The organism is Halomonas sp. AOP43-A1-21 (assembly GCF_052376775.1).
Classification (GTDB): domain Bacteria; phylum Pseudomonadota; class Gammaproteobacteria; order Pseudomonadales; family Halomonadaceae; genus Vreelandella; species Vreelandella colorata.
In genome coordinates this window covers 205,205-221,668 of record NZ_JBQSWC010000001.1, presented here as the reverse complement: position 1 = coordinate 221,668, position 16,464 = coordinate 205,205, and the positions used below count along the sequence as shown (strand labels likewise).

At 54.9% G+C, this 16,464-nt stretch carries 15 protein-coding genes; 9 read left to right on the top strand and 6 right to left on the bottom strand.

Going from position 1 to position 16,464, the window contains the following annotated elements:
- Nucleotide 1: 1 nt before the first annotated feature.
- Nucleotides 2-601, bottom strand: a complete 600-nt coding sequence (gene cobO / locus ACT3R7_RS01055) for a cob(I)yrinic acid a,c-diamide adenosyltransferase (RefSeq protein ID WP_192537117.1) — start codon at nt 599-601, stop codon at nt 2-4.
- 210 nt (nt 602-811) lie between these two features.
- Between cobO and ACT3R7_RS01050 the strand changes: the two genes are divergently transcribed.
- The 4 genes from ACT3R7_RS01050 (at nt 812) to ACT3R7_RS01035 (ending at nt 5,829) form a co-directional block, all read left to right on the top strand.
- Nucleotides 812-1,297 (top strand): YajQ family cyclic di-GMP-binding protein, encoded by a 486-nt coding sequence (locus tag ACT3R7_RS01050; RefSeq protein ID WP_192537119.1) that lies wholly within the window; start codon nt 812-814, stop codon nt 1,295-1,297.
- A 79-nt stretch (nt 1,298-1,376) separates the two neighbouring features.
- Nucleotides 1,377-4,007 carry an aminopeptidase N gene (pepN, locus tag ACT3R7_RS01045; RefSeq protein WP_496198713.1) on the top strand — a complete coding sequence of 877 codons (2,631 nt, stop codon included), beginning with the start codon at nt 1,377-1,379 and terminating at the stop codon, nt 4,005-4,007.
- Nucleotides 4,008-4,045: 38 nt separating this feature from the next.
- On the top strand, nt 4,046-5,005 hold the full coding sequence (yegS, locus tag ACT3R7_RS01040) for a lipid kinase YegS (protein WP_192537126.1): 960 nt from the start codon (nt 4,046-4,048) through the stop codon (nt 5,003-5,005).
- A gap of 50 nt (nt 5,006-5,055) precedes the next feature.
- Nucleotides 5,056-5,829: a hypothetical protein gene (locus ACT3R7_RS01035; protein ID WP_496198712.1), complete on the top strand. Its 774-nt coding sequence runs from the start codon at nt 5,056-5,058 to the stop codon at nt 5,827-5,829.
- Nucleotides 5,830-5,890: 61 nt separating this feature from the next.
- Here the strand turns inward: ACT3R7_RS01035 and ACT3R7_RS01030 are convergent, their stop codons facing one another.
- Nucleotides 5,891-6,094 (bottom strand): cold-shock protein, encoded by a 204-nt coding sequence (locus ACT3R7_RS01030; protein ID WP_018915713.1) that lies wholly within the window; start codon nt 6,092-6,094, stop codon nt 5,891-5,893.
- Nucleotides 6,095-6,227: 133 nt separating this feature from the next.
- Between ACT3R7_RS01030 and ACT3R7_RS01025 the strand changes: the two genes are divergently transcribed.
- On the top strand, nt 6,228-6,884 hold the full coding sequence (locus ACT3R7_RS01025; RefSeq protein ID WP_496198711.1) for a LysE family translocator: 657 nt from the start codon (nt 6,228-6,230) through the stop codon (nt 6,882-6,884).
- Nucleotides 6,885-6,965: 81 nt separating this feature from the next.
- Here ACT3R7_RS01025 and ACT3R7_RS01020 read toward each other — a convergent pair whose 3' ends face one another.
- Entirely contained in the window at nt 6,966-8,915 is a 1,950-nt protein-coding gene (locus ACT3R7_RS01020) for a transglycosylase SLT domain-containing protein (RefSeq protein ID WP_496198710.1), read from the bottom strand.
- A 100-nt stretch (nt 8,916-9,015) separates the two neighbouring features.
- Here ACT3R7_RS01020 and ACT3R7_RS01015 point away from each other — a divergent pair, with 100 nt between their 5' ends.
- The 4 genes from ACT3R7_RS01015 (at nt 9,016) to sixA (ending at nt 13,034) form a co-directional block, all read left to right on the top strand.
- A complete protein-coding gene (locus tag ACT3R7_RS01015) occupies nt 9,016-9,363 on the top strand; it encodes a YkvA family protein (RefSeq protein ID WP_026285557.1) in 348 nt (115 codons plus the stop codon).
- Between the two features lie 100 nt (nt 9,364-9,463).
- Nucleotides 9,464-11,368, top strand: a complete 1,905-nt coding sequence (gene htpG / locus ACT3R7_RS01010; RefSeq protein WP_192537142.1) for a molecular chaperone HtpG — start codon at nt 9,464-9,466, stop codon at nt 11,366-11,368.
- Nucleotides 11,369-11,491: 123 nt separating this feature from the next.
- On the top strand, nt 11,492-12,559 hold the full coding sequence (locus ACT3R7_RS01005) for an NAD(P)H-dependent glycerol-3-phosphate dehydrogenase (RefSeq protein WP_192537144.1): 1,068 nt from the start codon (nt 11,492-11,494) through the stop codon (nt 12,557-12,559).
- The gene (gene sixA, locus ACT3R7_RS01000) at nt 12,552-13,034 is read left to right on the top strand and encodes a phosphohistidine phosphatase SixA (RefSeq protein ID WP_192537146.1); all 483 of its coding nucleotides are present in this window, start codon (nt 12,552-12,554) and stop codon (nt 13,032-13,034) included. The genes ACT3R7_RS01005 and sixA overlap by 8 nt, the downstream gene beginning before the upstream one ends.
- Before the next feature lie 92 nt (nt 13,035-13,126).
- Here the strand turns inward: sixA and gatB are convergent, their stop codons facing one another.
- The 3 genes from gatB to gatC form a co-directional block, all read right to left on the bottom strand.
- Complete coding sequence (gatB, locus tag ACT3R7_RS00995; RefSeq protein ID WP_192537148.1) at nt 13,127-14,581, bottom strand: Asp-tRNA(Asn)/Glu-tRNA(Gln) amidotransferase subunit GatB; 1,455 nt, start codon at nt 14,579-14,581, stop codon at nt 13,127-13,129.
- Nucleotides 14,581-16,041, bottom strand: coding sequence for an Asp-tRNA(Asn)/Glu-tRNA(Gln) amidotransferase subunit GatA (gene gatA, locus ACT3R7_RS00990; RefSeq protein WP_192537150.1), 1,461 nt, complete (start codon nt 16,039-16,041; stop codon nt 14,581-14,583). The genes gatB and gatA overlap by 1 nt, the downstream gene beginning before the upstream one ends.
- Nucleotides 16,042-16,109: 68 nt before the next feature.
- A complete protein-coding gene (gene gatC / locus ACT3R7_RS00985) occupies nt 16,110-16,397 on the bottom strand; it encodes an Asp-tRNA(Asn)/Glu-tRNA(Gln) amidotransferase subunit GatC (protein ID WP_192537152.1) in 288 nt (95 codons plus the stop codon).
- Nucleotides 16,398-16,464: the final 67 nt, after the last annotated feature.

The window sequence follows — 16,464 nt, the reverse complement described above, 5'->3', positions numbered from 1 at the left end:
TTTAAAAATCAATGCCCCGGCGTGCCTGCAAGCCATTATTGAAGGCGTGGCGAATTTCCTGCATTTCCGTCACCGTGTCCGCCATGGTAACAAGCTCGCGGTGTGCGTTACGCCCGGTGATGATCACGGTTTGTTCATGCGGGCGATTTTCAAGCGCTGTCTTGACGGTCGCAATATCCAGGTAGCCGAATTTGAGCATGTAGGTAATTTCATCCAATACCACTAGATAGGTGTCGGGGTCGGCCAGCATGCGCTCGGCCTCTTTCCATACCGCCTGGCAAGCCTGGGTGTCGGCTTCACGGTTTTGTGTCTCCCAGGTAAAGCCTGTGGCCATAACCACCACTTCCAGGTTGGGGTCCGCTTCCAGGCGATTGCGCTCACCGCACTCCCATAAGCCTTTGATAAACTGAATAACACCCACTTTATAGTCATAGCCCAACGCGCGGGTCACCGTGCCCCAGGCCGCGGTCGTTTTGCCCTTACCATTTCCGGTGTTTATCAACAGCAAACCACGCTGCTCGGTTGCGCTGGCGATTTTCTCATCCACGTGGTTTTTAAGCTTTTCCATTGATGCTTTATGACGCGTATCGCGATCTGTCATGGTTACTCCTTCACCCTGCGTGTCGACTAAAGCGCCAAGTAGCGTACGGCATCTCACACGCAATGCGAATAAAAGTGAGTGAAATTTGTACAGTATGTAAGGTTTCACCCCAGACGCATTAAAATTTTTAGCACTAATTGACAACAGGATTGGCCGGTAGGGGGCTAGCTGCTCTAAAATAATGGGTCATGTCTTGTTAGGATAAATGCCATGCCCTCTTTTGATATTGTGTCTGAATTCGATCAGCACGAAGCTCTGAACGCTATCGATCAAGCAAACCGTGAAGTTCAATCGCGCTTTGATTTTAAAGGTGTTGATGCAAGCTTTGCCCTTGAAGGTGAAAAAGTGCAGTTGGAAGCCCAGGTTGATTTTCAACTTAAGCAGATGCTGGATGTACTGCGTGGCCGATTAATCGCCCGGGGCATCGATGCGCGCTGCATGGATGTCAAAGACCCCGAGCTTTCCGGGGTGAAGGCGCGCCAGGAAGTCATTTTAAAGCAGGGGTTGGACGCGGCAGAAGCCAAGGATGTGGTCAAGCGCATCAAGGCCAGCAAGCTTAAAGTACAGGCGCAGATCCAGGGCGAAAAAGTTCGCGTGACGGGTAAAAAACGTGACGACTTACAAAGCGTTATGTCGCTGCTGCGCGGCGAAGAGGGCCCTGAATTGCCGCTTCAGTTTGATAACTTCCGCGATTAAGTCCTATCACGTCTAGGGGCATACGTTGCCCCGGTTATCATCTACTAACAATTATCGTTCATTACAGGAGCCAAGCACTATGTCTGATCCGCAGCCGGTTTATTTAAGCGACTATCAGCCGCCCGCCTACCGCGTTACCCATACCGAGCTGACGTTTGATCTTGACCCTGCCGCCACCCGTGTAAAAGCACGATTATTGATGGAGCGTAACGACGAGGTAAGTGACCAGACGCCATTGGTGCTCAACGGCGAGCATCTGGCGCTGATCTCGTTAGCCATAGACGGCACGCCGCTAACCGACGCCGATTACCAACTGAATGAAAAAAACCTGTGCATCCCCAAGGTGCCGGCATCTTTTAGCCTTGAAAGCGAAGTGGAAATTGCGCCCAGCACCAACACTGCTCTTGAAGGTCTTTATCAGTCGAGTGGTATGTACTGCACTCAATGTGAAGCAGAAGGCTTTCGGCGTATTACCTTCTACCCAGACCGTCCCGATGTTATGGCGACCTTCACCGTTACGGTAATTGGTGATCAAGAAAGCGAGCCCGTTTTGTTGGCCAATGGTAATCCCGTGGACAGCGGTAAGCTTGAGAATGGCCGTCATTTTGCAACCTGGGAAGACCCGCACCCCAAACCGTGTTACCTGTTTGCACTTGTTGCAGGCAATTTACACAAGGTCGAGGATCGCTTTTCGACCATGAGCGGGCGTAACGTTACGCTGCAAATCTGGGTCGAAAAAGACAATCTGGATAAAACCGAACACGCCATGGCCTCGCTCAAGCGTTCAATGGCGTGGGATGAGCAGACCTATGGCCGTGAATACGACCTTGATCTGTTTATGATCGTGGCGGTCAGCGATTTCAATATGGGCGCGATGGAGAATAAAGGGCTTAATATCTTTAACTCCGCTGCTGTGTTGACGCACCCGCATACCGCCACCGATGCAACCTTCCAAAATGTTGAAGGCATTGTGGCGCATGAATATTTTCATAACTGGTCGGGCAATCGCGTTACCTGCCGAGACTGGTTCCAGCTGTCATTGAAAGAGGGATTCACCGTCTTTCGTGATCAGTGTTTTTCCGCCGATACCAATTCAGCGCCGGTAAAGCGGATTCAGGACGTATCGTTTTTCCGTACGGCGCAGTTTGCCGAGGATGCGGGGCCTACAGCGCATCCAGTTCGCCCGGATCATTTTATTGAAATCACCAATTTTTACACCCTGACGATTTACGAAAAGGGTGCTGAAGTTGTCCGCATGCTATGCAATCTGGTGGGGTGGGACAATTTCCGGCGTGGCGCCGATCAATACTTTGAGCGCTTTGACGGCCAGGCCGTCACCATCGAAGACTTCGTGGGCTGCATGGCGGATACCTCCGGTGAAGATCTAAGCCAGTTCATGCGTTGGTATGCTCAGGCGGGCACTCCAGAAATCGATGCCCACGGCGAATATGACTATGTGAAGAGCGAGTATCATTTAACGCTTCGCCAGCGTACCCCGGCGACACCTGGGCAAGCCACCAAACAGCCGCTGCATATTCCAGTACGCATGGGGCTGGTGGGTACCAAGTCAGGCCAGGATCTAGCGCTTACTCTAAAAGGCGAGAAGCTGGGGAAAGACGCCGTCATTCATCTACGTGATGACGAGCAGACCTTTGTGTTTACCGAGGTCGCCGAGGCGCCTGTGCCCTCGCTGCTGCGTGATTTTTCCGCCCCTGTAAAGCTGCATTTCCCCTATTCGCGTGAAGAGCTGGCGTTTCTGCTCACCCATGACAGCGACGGCTTCAACCGCTGGGATGCGGGGCAGCGCTTGGCTATGTTGGCGTTGGATGACTTGATTGCCGCGCACCGTAATGGCGTTGAAAAAGTCATGGATGCCCGCGTTATCGAAGCGTTTAGAACACTTCTGACAGGGCCGGTTTCCGATAAAGCGGTACTCGCAGAAATGCTCACGCTGCCATCTGAGGCCTATATTGCCGAGCAGCAGCCTATTGTTGATGTTGATGCGATTCATGCGGCGCGTGAGTTTGTGCGTCAATCGCTGGCCTTGGCGCTTCGTGATGAGTTTGCTGCTACGTTTGAAGCCAATCGCTCAGATGAGCCTTATGCGCCGACTCCTGAACAAATTGCCCAGCGTAGTCTCAAAAACATAGCGCTTAGCTATTTGATGTCGATTGAAGATGAGCAGGCTATCGCATTTTGTCAGGCGCAGTTTGCGGCTGATCATAATATGACCGATGTGCGTCATGCGTTAACTCTGCTTGTACACAGCGATCGCGACGATTTATCCTCGCCCGCTTTAAAAGCCTTTGGCGAAAAGTGGGCGCATGATCCGTTGGTGATGGATCAGTGGTTTACGATCCAGGTGACGCGGCCCAAGAGCGATGTGCTGGAGCGCGTACAGTTCTTGATGCAGCATCCGGCGTTTTCCATCAAGAACCCCAATAAAGTGCGTGCGCTGATCGGGGCTTTTGCGCAAAATCGAGTCAACTTCCACCGTTTGGATGGGCAAGGGTACGCATTACTTGCCGATGTGGTTATTGAGCTCAATCGCTTGAACCCTGAAATAGCGGCGCGGCTTATTACCCCATTAACGCGCTGGCAGCGGTTTGATGAAACGCGCCAGTCGTTAATGCGTACTCAGCTTGAGCGTATCAAGCAAGAGCCACTATCTTCTAATGTGTACGAGGTAGTCGAAAAAGCGCTGGCATAAACCTTACCAGCGACTCAACCATGAAAGGGAATACATTGGTGAAAGACTTACAGCAGCGTTTTTTACTTATTGTAAATGGTAAGTCAGCCGGGAACCCGGCATTGCGTGAAGCCGTTGAAGAGCAGCGGGAGGCAGGGATGCCGATTACCGTTCGCTCTACCTGGGAGGGCGGCGATGCAGCCCTTTTTGCCGAGCAGGCCGCCGACATGGGTATCACCCATGTTATTGCCTGTGGTGGCGATGGTACTGTCAATGAAGTGGTGAACGGGCTGATGCGCGTTCCTCATGACAAGCGGCCTGCACTGGGGATCGTTCCGTTAGGCAGTGCCAACGACTTTGCAACCTCCACGGGGCTTCCTTTAGAGCCTGGCCCTGCCTTGGCGGCGGCCAGAAATTTAACGTCCTATCCGATCGATATCGTTCGGGTAACGGCTGCAGCGAATGACAAAAGTGTCACCCAGTATTACGTCAATATGACGACCGGCGGGTTTGGTGCGGAGATAACGTCGACAACGCCGAAAACGCTCAAGCGTATGCTGGGCGGGGGCGCCTACTCTTTAATGGGAGCGCTTAAAGCCTGGCGGCATCGCAGCTACTGCGGAACCTTGCACTGGGGTGACAAAGAGCAGGATGCTTCGCTGCTTTTATTGGCCCTGGGTAACGGCCGGCAATCCGGCGGTGGGCAAGTGCTTGCCCCGCGTGCCAAGCTTGATGATGGTCGTTTGGACGTACTGCTGGTGAAAGACTTCAGCTCCGTGACAGAGCTACCGACGCTGATTAACGAACTACAGAACTTTCCGGCTGAAGGTGAGTACGTGCGTTATTTTACAACTAGCCAGTTTACCGTCACTACGCGACGTGAGGATCCTGCCTGGCCATTAACACTGGATGGCGAGGCGTGCCACTACGATCGTTTTTGCGCTGAGGTAGTCCCCTTGGCTCTGCGCGTATTATTGCCTGAGGACTGCCCGCTATTATCGGCAAACGATCGACACTGATTCGGCACTGATCTTGCCGCCCTTTAAAAGTTTTTAAGGAGAGGGATTGAATGACAAATCGTTTATGGCTGCCTGCGCTTGCCGCATTAGCACTGTTACTTAGCGCATGTGGCGATTCTCAAGAAGAGTCCAGCGTGACGCTTGATGAGCCCTCGTCGGTTTCTGATGACGAGGTCGTGCAAGAGGAAGATGCGCCTGCAGCAGCTGAGAATGCCGCCGAGATGCCAAGCCCTGATGAGGTAGAAGATGATATTGAGTCTCGTCAGGCTGCAGAGGAGCTTGAGCGAGCCGAAGCGCTTCGCAGCGATACCCAAGAAGACCCCGTTAGCGCTGATGAGTCCCTGCAAGAAGTAGAGGCAAATGAGGATACGTTGGCAGCCGACCCCGATGATGTATTGGAAGAGGGCGGCGCGATGCCAGGGGAAGCGACCCGTTCCGATGTGGATCAGATGATTGAGGAGACCGAGCAGCGTTTCGAGGAAGCTCAGCGTCGATTGAACGAGCAGTTTGAAGAAGTAGAGCAGCAGGCGGTTGAGCCGGATGCTTTTGATGAAGATACGTTCTCGACCGATTGGGAAGTGGAAAGCAGCCTGCCGGAAAACCCACGGCTGGAAGATAACCTGGAAGCGACCGATGTTGACGCCCTGATTGAAGACACTGAGCGGCGTTTTGAGGAAGCTCAGAAACGTCTTGAAGAGCAGTTCAAAGAAATTGAACGTGAACATGATGATAGTCGTAGCCGAGGCGCTATTCTGAGTGAAGACGCAGACGCAGACGCAGACGCAGACGCAACAGAAACAGAGACGACTAATCAGACTAATTAGTCAGTAGGTAAGCACGTACAAAAAGGCCCGCCTAGGCGGGCCTTGCTACATTCGGCTGCTTTTAGGCAAGGCGAATGTTAGACGCCTGAAGGCCTTTTTTACCCTGAGTTACCTCAAAGCTGACTTTCTGACCATCCTGCAGGGTCTTGAAGCCTTCAGCCTGAATTTCTGAGAAGTGGGCAAAAAGGTCGTCACTGCCATCATCAGGAGAGATGAAGCCATAACCTTTTGTATCGTTGAACCACTTGACTGTACCAGTTGCCATTGTCGTTTCCTTAACGTGCTTATAATTAGACGGGTAGACATGCTGTCTGCCCGCCAAAATCAATGTAGATGCAAAAAAACGGGTCGTCCAGTGACGATCTAATGTTTCTTTATTCCTTATCGAGTGCGCCTGTATGTCGCCAGTAAGCCTGTTGGATTCGCAGTTTGTACCTTTTTTGATTGCTATTACGCTGCTATCAATTACCCCTGGAGTGGACACCTTGCTTGTCATCCGCAATACCGCACGGGGAGGAATTCGCGACGGCGTGGCCACGAGTATTGCGATCTGCTGTGGGCTATTTGTCCACGCGACGATTTCGGCGCTGGGCATTTCTCTGATTCTGCTGCAATCGGCCTGGGCGTTTCATGTGCTGAAGCTTGCGGGGGCGGGCTATCTGGTATGGCTGGGTATCACAAGCTTCATGGCCGCTCGACGCGGGCAGCCCTTGCCGGTTAAGGGCGCCATGGGGGCCGCAGCGTCTGTTTCGCTCTGGCAGCCGATTAAAGAGGGCGTGCTCTCCAATGTGCTTAACCCCAAAACCGTCATTTTCTATATGGCTTTTTTGCCGCAGTTTATCGCTCCAGGCGACCCGGCACTAATCAAATCGCTGTGGTTGGCAGGCGTGCACTTTGTGATTGCCAATATCTGGCAAATTGGCGTGGTGTTTATGGTGGGAGGTGCCAGCCGATGGCTTGCCAGCGTGCGCTTTGCACAGACGCTAAATGCCGCCACGGGGGCCGTGCTGATTGCGTTTGGGGTTCGCCTGGCGCTGGAGCAGCGCCCGGTCTAGCCGGGCGCTTCAAACCATGTACTTTTAAACCCTGTATTTTCAAACCATGTGCTTTCAATTCTTGTGCTTTCAATCGATGTGCTAGCGGCGGGCTAGCAGTGCTCGGTCGTAACGTACCTGCTGTTCGTTTTCATTGAGTAGTGTAACGCCTTCGCTGTTGCCGCCATTGGCCAGGCTTTCAAAAATCACCCGGTAGCTGAGTACTGCCTGCACATAGTCACGCGTTTCACGAAAGGGAATGCTTTCGACAAACAGATCAAACGATTCCATGCCGTTGCCCAGCCACTGGTCCACGCGCCCTGGGCCCGCGTTATAAGCGGCGGCAGCGGCTAATCGGTTGCCTTGGTAGCGGTTCAGCTTATCGCGCAGGTAGGTGCTGCCTAAGCGAATATTAAGCTCTGGATCCAGAACGCCGTACGGGCCAGGGTCATTGATACCCAGCTGGCGGCTTACCAGGCTTGCGGTACCCGGCATGAGCTGCATTAGGCCGCGTGCGCCAGCGGGGGACAAGGCCTCAGGGTTGTATGCGCTTTCCCGACGGGTAATCGCCATCAGCAGGTAAGGGTCAACGCCGGTTTGGCGGCCCCAGTGTAAAAAGCTATCCCGATAAGCCTCAGGGAAGCGCCAATCAAGGGCGTCCCACATGCCGCCTGCAATAGTGGTCTGCACCAAGCGCGCATGCCACTGTTGATGTGCGGCATAATCAGCCAGTGCGCGCGCCTGCTGAGGAGAGCCGTTTTGCACTGCAAACAACCACTCGCTATTCGCCAAGCCATCTTCACCAATACGCAGTAAGGCTTCGGTGCGCTGTACTACGGGAAGCCGTGCGGTATGCTCGCGCGAGGCTTCGTCGAAATGATTGCGTTCAAGATTCAACTGGTAAGGCTGGCCGAGTTTTTCGGCCGCTGCAAAGCCAAAAAAGCTTCGATCGGTGGCGGCCTGGCGGTAGCGGGCCATCGCCGCGTCCTGATTGCCCAGCTGCTCATTGGCACGCGCCAGCCAGTACTGCCAGCGGCTATTTTCCTGCTGGCTTGCCGGCATTTCGGCTATCCAGTGTAGTACGTCCTGCCACTGGCGTGCGGCCAGGGCGCGACGCACACGAAGTTCCAGAACGCGCTCGCTTTCCAGGGAGGGGAGCACGCTATCCACCCAGCCTAAGGTGCCGGGCACTTCGCGCACCAGAGCATAAAACGCAAGCTCTTCTTCAATGACCTGCTGGTCGCTGGGAAGCAGGTTCAACCCCTGGGCCATGGTTTGCCAGGCGTTGAGCGCTGCGGGCGTATCGTCCCGAGTAAAGCGCTGCATGGCGGCTTTGTAAAAACTCGCCGTGGCCGCACACTCAGGGCCCAGGCAGGCGGGCGCCGATGCGACGGCTCGAATGTTGGCATCAACGTTATCGGCGGTGTCGATAGCGGTTTGCCATTGGCTATTAAGCTGCCCGTTTAAATAGGCTGACAAGCGGCCTTCACCAGACTGCCAGGCAAGCATTTTACGTTCCCAGATAGCCGTTGAATCAATAGTGCCGTTGGCACGCAGGCGATTAAACAGCGGGTCGCACGCATCGGGTTGCGATTTTCCTTCAAGCCATAGCGCAAGCCCTGCGGTGGCTGCCTGTTGCGGCTGAGAATCCAGCAGGGCCGTATAGTAGTAGCACTGACGAGCTGTGCCCGCAGGCTCACCATCGGCAACGCTCAGCAGGTCACTATAGCGCCCGGCATTCCCGTACTTCGCAATAGCCTGACCGCGCAGCCACTCAGAAAGCGGCGAGTCGTTATGCTGGTCGATAAAGCCTTGCACCTGAGCGGGCGAGACGTTGGGTAGCCGATTGCGCAGCCGGTGATACTCGACATAGCCATTCAGGATATGGCCTTCAATGGCGCGCTCATCGACGCGGCTCCATTGCTCTTGCCGAGCCGCTTCCAGCGCATCGCGCATCGCGCTGTCGGATGCGGCCCAGGACGCCGTGGGTATGCCCACCAGTAGAGCCGCGCAAAGGGTGCGAAAAGGGGATTTGAATGACGATGCCTGCATGACACTCTCTCTTGATCGCTAACGGGTTAACAGCCGCTATAGTGAACTAAATGGATAAAAATTGTTCAGACAATCGTGACACTTGGAGGATTCAATTACGATGGCCCGATTATCCACTTGGTGGTTATTTCGTCGACTTAAGTCCCGAGTTTGGGCGGTAAAGCGTATTGGGCGAGCCTTAAAGCTGTTTATTCCCATGACGCGTGATGTGGTCAGTGGCCGCTTTCGTCCCATCCCCTGGTCTGCGTTTGGTATGATGGCGCTCGCGCTTGCCTATCTTGCAATGCCGTTCGATTTAATCCCAGATTTTCTCGTATTCATAGGCCTGGTTGACGATGTCTTGATTGTCGGCTGGCTGCTTAATCGTATCGATCAACGCTTGGCGGATTACCGTGCCTGGAAAGACGGTGATATCGATATTGCGACTTCTCAACACTCACCTTCTTGAAATCGCTCTGCTTATCCCCATATTCACTTCACAGATTTTTCGTTCCTGTCTCACGGCAGGCAGGAACACTAAACAAACGTGATTGATGAGGGCTAAGCGCATGACAACGGCGACTCACGAAGAGACGTTAGGCTTCCAGACGGAAGTTAAGCAACTTCTCAACCTGATGATTCACTCCCTGTATTCAAACCGGGAGATTTTCTTACGCGAGCTTATCTCTAACGCCGCGGATGCCTGCGATAAATTACGCTACGCCGCGCTGGATAACGATGCGCTGTACGAAGGCGATAGCGAGCTGCGCATTGAAATTGAGCATGATCGCGAAGCCAATACCGTGACGCTGCGTGATAACGGCATTGGCATGAACCGCGAAGACGTCATCGCTAACCTGGGTACGATTGCGCGCTCCGGCACGGCGGAGTTTCTCAAGCAGATGTCCGGCGAGCAGCAAAAAGATGCCAAGCTTATCGGACAGTTTGGTGTTGGCTTCTACTCAGGCTTCATCGTCGCTGATGAAGTCGCCGTGCGTACCCGTAAAGCTGGTACCGACGCATCAGAAGGCGTTGAGTGGCGCTCCAAGGGTGAAGGCGAATTCACCGTTGCCGATATTGAGCGTGAAGTTCACGGCACCGAAATTATTCTTCACCTGAAAGACGACGCCAAAGAGTTTGCCGACGACTATCGTTTGCAAAGCCTGGTGCGCAAGTACTCTGATCATATTGAAGTGCCGGTGCGCATGCCCAAGACTGAAACTGCCAAAGACGATGAAGGCAACGACATCGAAGGCAGCGAAGTGACCACTTGGGAAACCGTTAACGAAGCCACCGCACTCTGGGCGCGCCCCAAGAGCGAGGTTTCTGATGACGAGTACAAGGCATTTTACAAGCACGTTGCCCACGACTTTAGCGACCCGCTTACCTGGAGCCATAACAAGGTAGAAGGCAAGCTTGAGTACACCAGCCTACTGTACGTGCCGGGCCGTGCGCCGTTTGATATGTACGAGCGTGACGGCGCCCGTGGCGTCAAGCTTTATGTCCAGCGCGTGTTTATCATGGACGACGCTGAACAGTTCCTGCCGCTTTACCTGCGCTTTATCAAAGGCGTGCTGGATACGCGCGACCTGTCGCTCAACGTCTCTCGCGAGCTTCTCCAGCAGGATCCCAAGGTCGACAAGATCAAAGGGGCGCTTACCAAACGTGCGCTGGATATGCTTAAAAAACTGTCTAAGGAGAGCGAGCAGTATCAGACGTTCTGGAACACGTTTGGTAGCGTGTTGAAAGAAGGCCCGGGTGAAGACGCCGCCAACCGCGAGAAAGTCGCCGGCCTGCTGCGCTTTGCGTCCACCCATACCGATACGTCGGCCCAGGAGCAATCGCTCGCTGACTACGTCGAGCGGATGAAAGAAGGCCAGAAGAAGATTTACTACGTGGTGGCGGATAGCTTCAATGCTGCGAAGAACAGCCCGCACCTGGAAATCTTCCGTAAGAAAGGCATCGAAGTACTGCTGCTGTCTGACCGTATTGATGAGTGGCTGATGAGCCACCTGACCGAGTTTGACGGTAAATCCTTTGCAGATGTGGCCAAAGGCGAGCTGGATCTTGGCGACGTGGAAGATGAAGCCGAGAAAAAAGCGCAGGAAGAGACCGCCAAGGCCAAGGAAGACCTGGTCAAACGGGTAAAAGAAGCGCTGAGCGACGGTGTGCAGGAAGTCAAAGTCACGCACCGTTTAACCGACTCGCCTGCCTGTGTGGTACTGCCTGAGCATGAGATGGGTTACCAAATGCGTCGCATCATGGAAGCCGCTGGGCAGCCGCTGCCTGAAGTGAAGCCCATCTTGGAGCTTAACCCGGAGCACCCGCTGGTCGCCCGCCTTGAAAGCTCGGAAGGTGATCTGTTTGGTCAGCTGGCGCATATTCTGCTGGATCAGGCGATTATTGCCGAAGGCGGTCATTTAGATGACCCTGCCGCTTACGTTAAGCGCCTGAACAGCGTATTGACTGCTTAACACGACGCGTTTGGAAAATAACGGCCCGTTTGGATTCCCAGACGGGCCGTTTGTGTTAAGAAAATAGGCTGTTAGTTTTGGTAAAATAGCGAGTACGCTTTCACGAGACTTTAGGACATCCTTATGGCTGAGCAGCAAATCAAGGTCGCGGTGCTGGGTGGGGGCAGTTTTGGCACTGCCTTGGCAAGCATCGCGGCGGATAACGGTGCCCATGTGCGTCAATGGATGCGCGATGAAGCGCTCGTGGCGCAAATTAATCAGGAGCATCGCAATGGCCGCTATTTGCCGCACTACGCGATTAACCCTGCAGTGCAGGCCACAACCGATTTGCGCTCGGCGTTAGAAAACGCTGAGCTGGTATTGATTGCGATCCCCTCAAAAGCATTTCGCAGCGTGGTCCAGGCTGCAAAGCCATGGCTCACGGCGCAACAAATTCTTGTAAGCACCACTAAAGGCATTGAGCAGGACAGCTTTTTGCTCATGAGTCAGGTGCTAACCGAGGAGACAGGTTTTCCCCATATCGGGGTGATCGCCGGGCCTAATCTGGCGTCTGAAATTGCCGATAAGCAGCTAACCGCCACGGTGATTGCCAGCGCCGATGCGCTTACCCGTACCCGGGTACAGCAGGCGCTGGGCTGCCGCTATTTTCGCGTGTATGCCAGTGATGACCGCCATGGCGTCGAGCTTGGTGGGGCGCTTAAAAATATTTATGCGATTGCCGCCGGCATGGCCGCAGCATTGGGCATGGGCGAAAACACTCGCAGCATGCTGATGACCCGGGCATTGGCGGAAATGAGCCGCTTCGCCGTCGCCGAAGGCGCCAATCCTATGACCTTTTTGGGTTTGGCGGGAGTCGGCGATTTGATTGTTACCTGCTCATCCAATCTTTCGCGTAACTACCGCGTGGGCTATGCCATGGGAGAAGGGCGCAGTCTGGAAGAGGCTATCGCTGCCCTGGGCCAGGTAGCTGAAGGCGTCAATACGGTTAAGCTGGTTTGCGCCAAGGCGAAAGAGCTAGACGTCTATATGCCGCTTGCCGAAGGGCTTTATCATGTCTTGTTCGACGGTGTTCCTGCGCAGGATATGGCGCGTACTCTCATGATGGGCGAGCAGAGCAGCGACGTGGAGTTCATTCTGCCCCGTGAGGCCGTGCAGCAGGCGCATCTGGATAACCGAGGCTGGCATGAGTAGCTTATTGATTATGCGCCACGGGGAGGCCGCGCCAGGTTTTCCTGATAGCCAGCGGGTACTGACGCCGCAGGGTGAAAATGAGGCCGCTCGCATGGCGCGTTGGCTTATGACGCGTAGGGCAAAAGGAGAGCTTGCCTTGCCCATTCTTTACGCAAGCCCCTATGCGCGCGCCCAGCAAACGGCGGGCATTATTGCTGATGCATTGGGTTGCCCGCTCAATACGTTGGACTTTATCACGCCCGAGGACGACCCGGCCGAGGTATGTGATTGGCTGTTAAGCCAGCCGGAAAGCGCGCTTACCATGTTGGTGAGCCATATGCCGCTGGTAGGCAACCTGACGGAGCTTCTGGTAGACGGCAGGTTTGGGCAGGGGTTGGGCTTCGCCACTGCGGGTATTGCTGAGTTAGAGGCGGACGTTTGGGCGGCGGGCTGCGCGCAGCTAAAGCGCTATACGTCACCCAGCCAACTGGCTTAGCATTTTCTGGCAACTATAGTGCGACACTGACTAAAACGGGCTGCCTGAATGAAGGCAGCCCGTTTTATTACGCGAACACAATAGCGATAGGCTTACAGGAGAGCGTCAAGCTTCGCTATCAGCACGCCGTTAACCTGCTGCGGGTTTGCCGTGCCGCGTGAGGCTTTCATCACCTGACCCACAAAGTAGCCGATCATCTTGCCGCGTTTCTCAGGCTCGGCATCACGATACTGGGCCACCTGGGCCGGGCTTTCGGTGATCACCTGGTCGATCATGGCTTCAATCGCGCCGGTGTCCGTGACCTGCTTGAGGCCTTTGGCTTCGATGATCGCATCGGCATTTTCGCCCTGGCCGTTCCACAGTGCTTGGAAGACCTGCTTGGCGGCTTTGCCGTTGATCGTGCCGTCAATCACCCGGCTTAGCAGGTCGCCCAGCTGGCGCGCCGAGATCGGGCTGTTATTGATACTCAGATTCTCACGATTGAGCGCGCCGGAAAGCTCGCCCTGCACCCAGTTGGCGGCCTGCTTGGCATCACCACACACGTGATGCACTTCCTCGAAGAACTCAGCCATTTCCCGACTGGCCGATAGCACGGCGGCATCGTAAGCCGACAGGCCCAGTTCACTTTGGAAGCGCTCGCGCTTGTCGGCGGGCAATTCAGGCAGCTGGCTGCGCAAGTGATCCAGATAGGCTTCATCGAGCACGACGGGAAGCAGGTCCGGGCAGGGGAAGTAGCGATAGTCGTTAGCTTCCTCTTTGGTACGCATGCTGCGAGTTTCGTCGCGCTCAGGATCAAACAGGCGGGTTTCCTGAACCACCGTGCCGCCGTCTTCAATCAGCTCAATCTGGCGCTCTACTTCAAACGCGATCGCACGCTCGACAAAGCGGAACGAGTTGACGTTCTTGATCTCGGCCCGCGTGCCGAAGGCTTCCTGCCCCTTGGGGCGTACCGAGACGTTGACGTCGCAGCGCATGGAGCCTTCGGCCATGTTGCCATCGGAAATGCCCAGATAGGTCACGATGGCATGGATCGCCTTGAGATACGCCACCGCTTCCTTGGCGCTGCGCATGTCCGGCTCGGAGACGATTTCCAGAAGCGGCGTACCAGCACGGTTCAAATCAATACCAGTCATGCCCAGGAAGTCTTCATGCAGCGACTTGCCGGCATCCTCTTCTAGGTGGGCGTGGTGGATGCGGATACGCTTGGTGGTGTCGTCATCCAGGGTGATATCCACGTCACCCGGGCCGACGATGGGGTGGTACATCTGGCTGGTCTGATAGCCCTTGGGCAGGTCAGCGTAAAAGTAGTTTTTACGATCAAACACCGAGACTTCGGCGATATCGGCATGTACCGCCAATCCAAACTGAACGGCCATGGCCACGGCCTGCTCGTTGAGTACCGGCAGTGTTCCGGGAAGCCCCAGATCAACCGCGCACGCCTGGGTGTTGGGCTCAGCGCCAAACGCGGTTGAGGCGCCGGAAAAAATCTTGGAGCGGGTCGCGAGCTGAACGTGGACTTCAAGCCCAATTACGGTTTCCCATTGCATTAGGCGTTCTCCTCGGCGAAAGCAGGAAGTTGAAGGTGCCAGTCAGTCGCTTGCTGATACTGATGCGCCACGTTTAAAAGCTGCGCTTCGGCAAAATGTGTGCCCAGAATCTGTAGACCTATGGGGCGGCCACCTGCAAAGCCTGCTGGAACGCTGATGCCGGGAATACCCGCCAGGTTCACAGCGATGGTGTAGATATCCTGCAGGTACATCGAAACTGGGTCTTTTTTGGCGCCCAGGTCAAATGCCGGGGTTGGCGAGGCCGGGCCCATGAGCACATCAACGTCTTCAAAAACGTCGAGGAAGTCCTGGCGAATAAGGCGGCGTACTTTTTGCGCTTTGGTGTAGTAAGCGTCAAAGAAGCCCTCTGACAGGGTATGGGTGCCAATCAGAATCCGCCGCTTGACCTCTTCACCAAAGCCTTCCGCGCGGCTGCGCTTGTAAAGATCGATCAGGTCGACGGGGTCTTTACAGCGGTGGCCAAAGCGCACGCCGTCGTAACGCGACAGGTTGGAGGAGGCTTCCGCCGGGGCGATAACGTAGTAGGCCGGAATCGCATAGTGGGTATGCGGCAAGCTCACTTCGCGCACCGTTGCGCCTAATGATTCATAGACTTTCACCGCATCGCGTACGGCTTTTTCTACTTCGGGGTCTAACCCGTCGCCAAAATACTCTTTCGGCAGGCCAATTTTAAGGCCTGAGAGGGGGGCGTTCAGCGTTTCGGTATAGTCCGGTACGCCGCGGGCAACGCTGGTGGAGTCGCGCACGTCGTGCCCGGCAATCACGTTCATCAGGTGGGCGCAGTCTTCGGCACTGCGTGCCATTGGGCCAGCCTGGTCCAGGCTTGAAGCGTAGGCAATGATGCCATAGCGCGAAACGCGCCCATAGGTGGGCTTCAAGCCGGTAATGCCGCAAAACGCCGCCGGCTGACGGATCGAACCGCCGGTATCGGTACCCATGGCGGCCGGTACAAGGCCTGCGGCTACCGCCGCGGCACTTCCGCCTGAGCTGCCTCCCGGCACCGCGGTTAAATCCCAGGGATTTTTAACCGCGCCGTAATGGCTGTTTTCATTGGAAGAGCCCATCGCGAACTCATCCATATTGGTTTTACCCAAGCTGATCGTGCCCGCCGCGTTAAGCTTTTCAACGACCGTGGCATCGTAAGGAGCGATAAAATTATCCAGCATTTTGGAGCCGCAGCTGGTTTTTACATCGCGGGTACAAAAAATATCCTTGAGCGCCAGCGGAATGCCGGTAAGCAGCCCCGCGTTACCCGCGGCGCGCGCTTTATCGGCTTCTTCTGCTTGATTGAGTGCCTGTTCGCCGGTCACGGTAATAAAGCTATTGAGCGTGCCGTCGGCCTTCTCAATTTTTTGTAAATAGTGCGAGGTCAGCTCGCGACTGGAAAACTCACCACTTTTTAAGGCGGTGGCGAGTTGCGTTAAAGTTTTATCATGCATGACCCGAAAGCTCCGTTCGAGAACGAAAGAGAAGTGTTGAAACTGCGCCTGGAAAGCCCGGGACTTGCTTATTCAACAACACGAGGAACCAGATACAAGCCGTTTTCCACGGCTGGCGCACAGCGTTGAAACGCATCGCGCTGGTTGGTTTCTGTGACTTCGTCCGCACGCAGGCGCTGAGTTGCGTCCAGCGGGTGAGAGAGTGGAGAAACGCCTTCTGTATCAATGCTTTGAAGTTGGTCTACCATGTCCAGAATGCGGCTTAGATCGTCGACAAAACCGGTGGCTTGGTCATCGCTGACGGCGAGTCGGGCCAGGTGTGCGGCCCGGCGCACATGAGATTCTTCAAGCGCCATGATCGAAAAGTCCTCGCTAAAACGTGATGGAACGTATTCCGCTTTGTGCGGTATACAGTCTGTCATC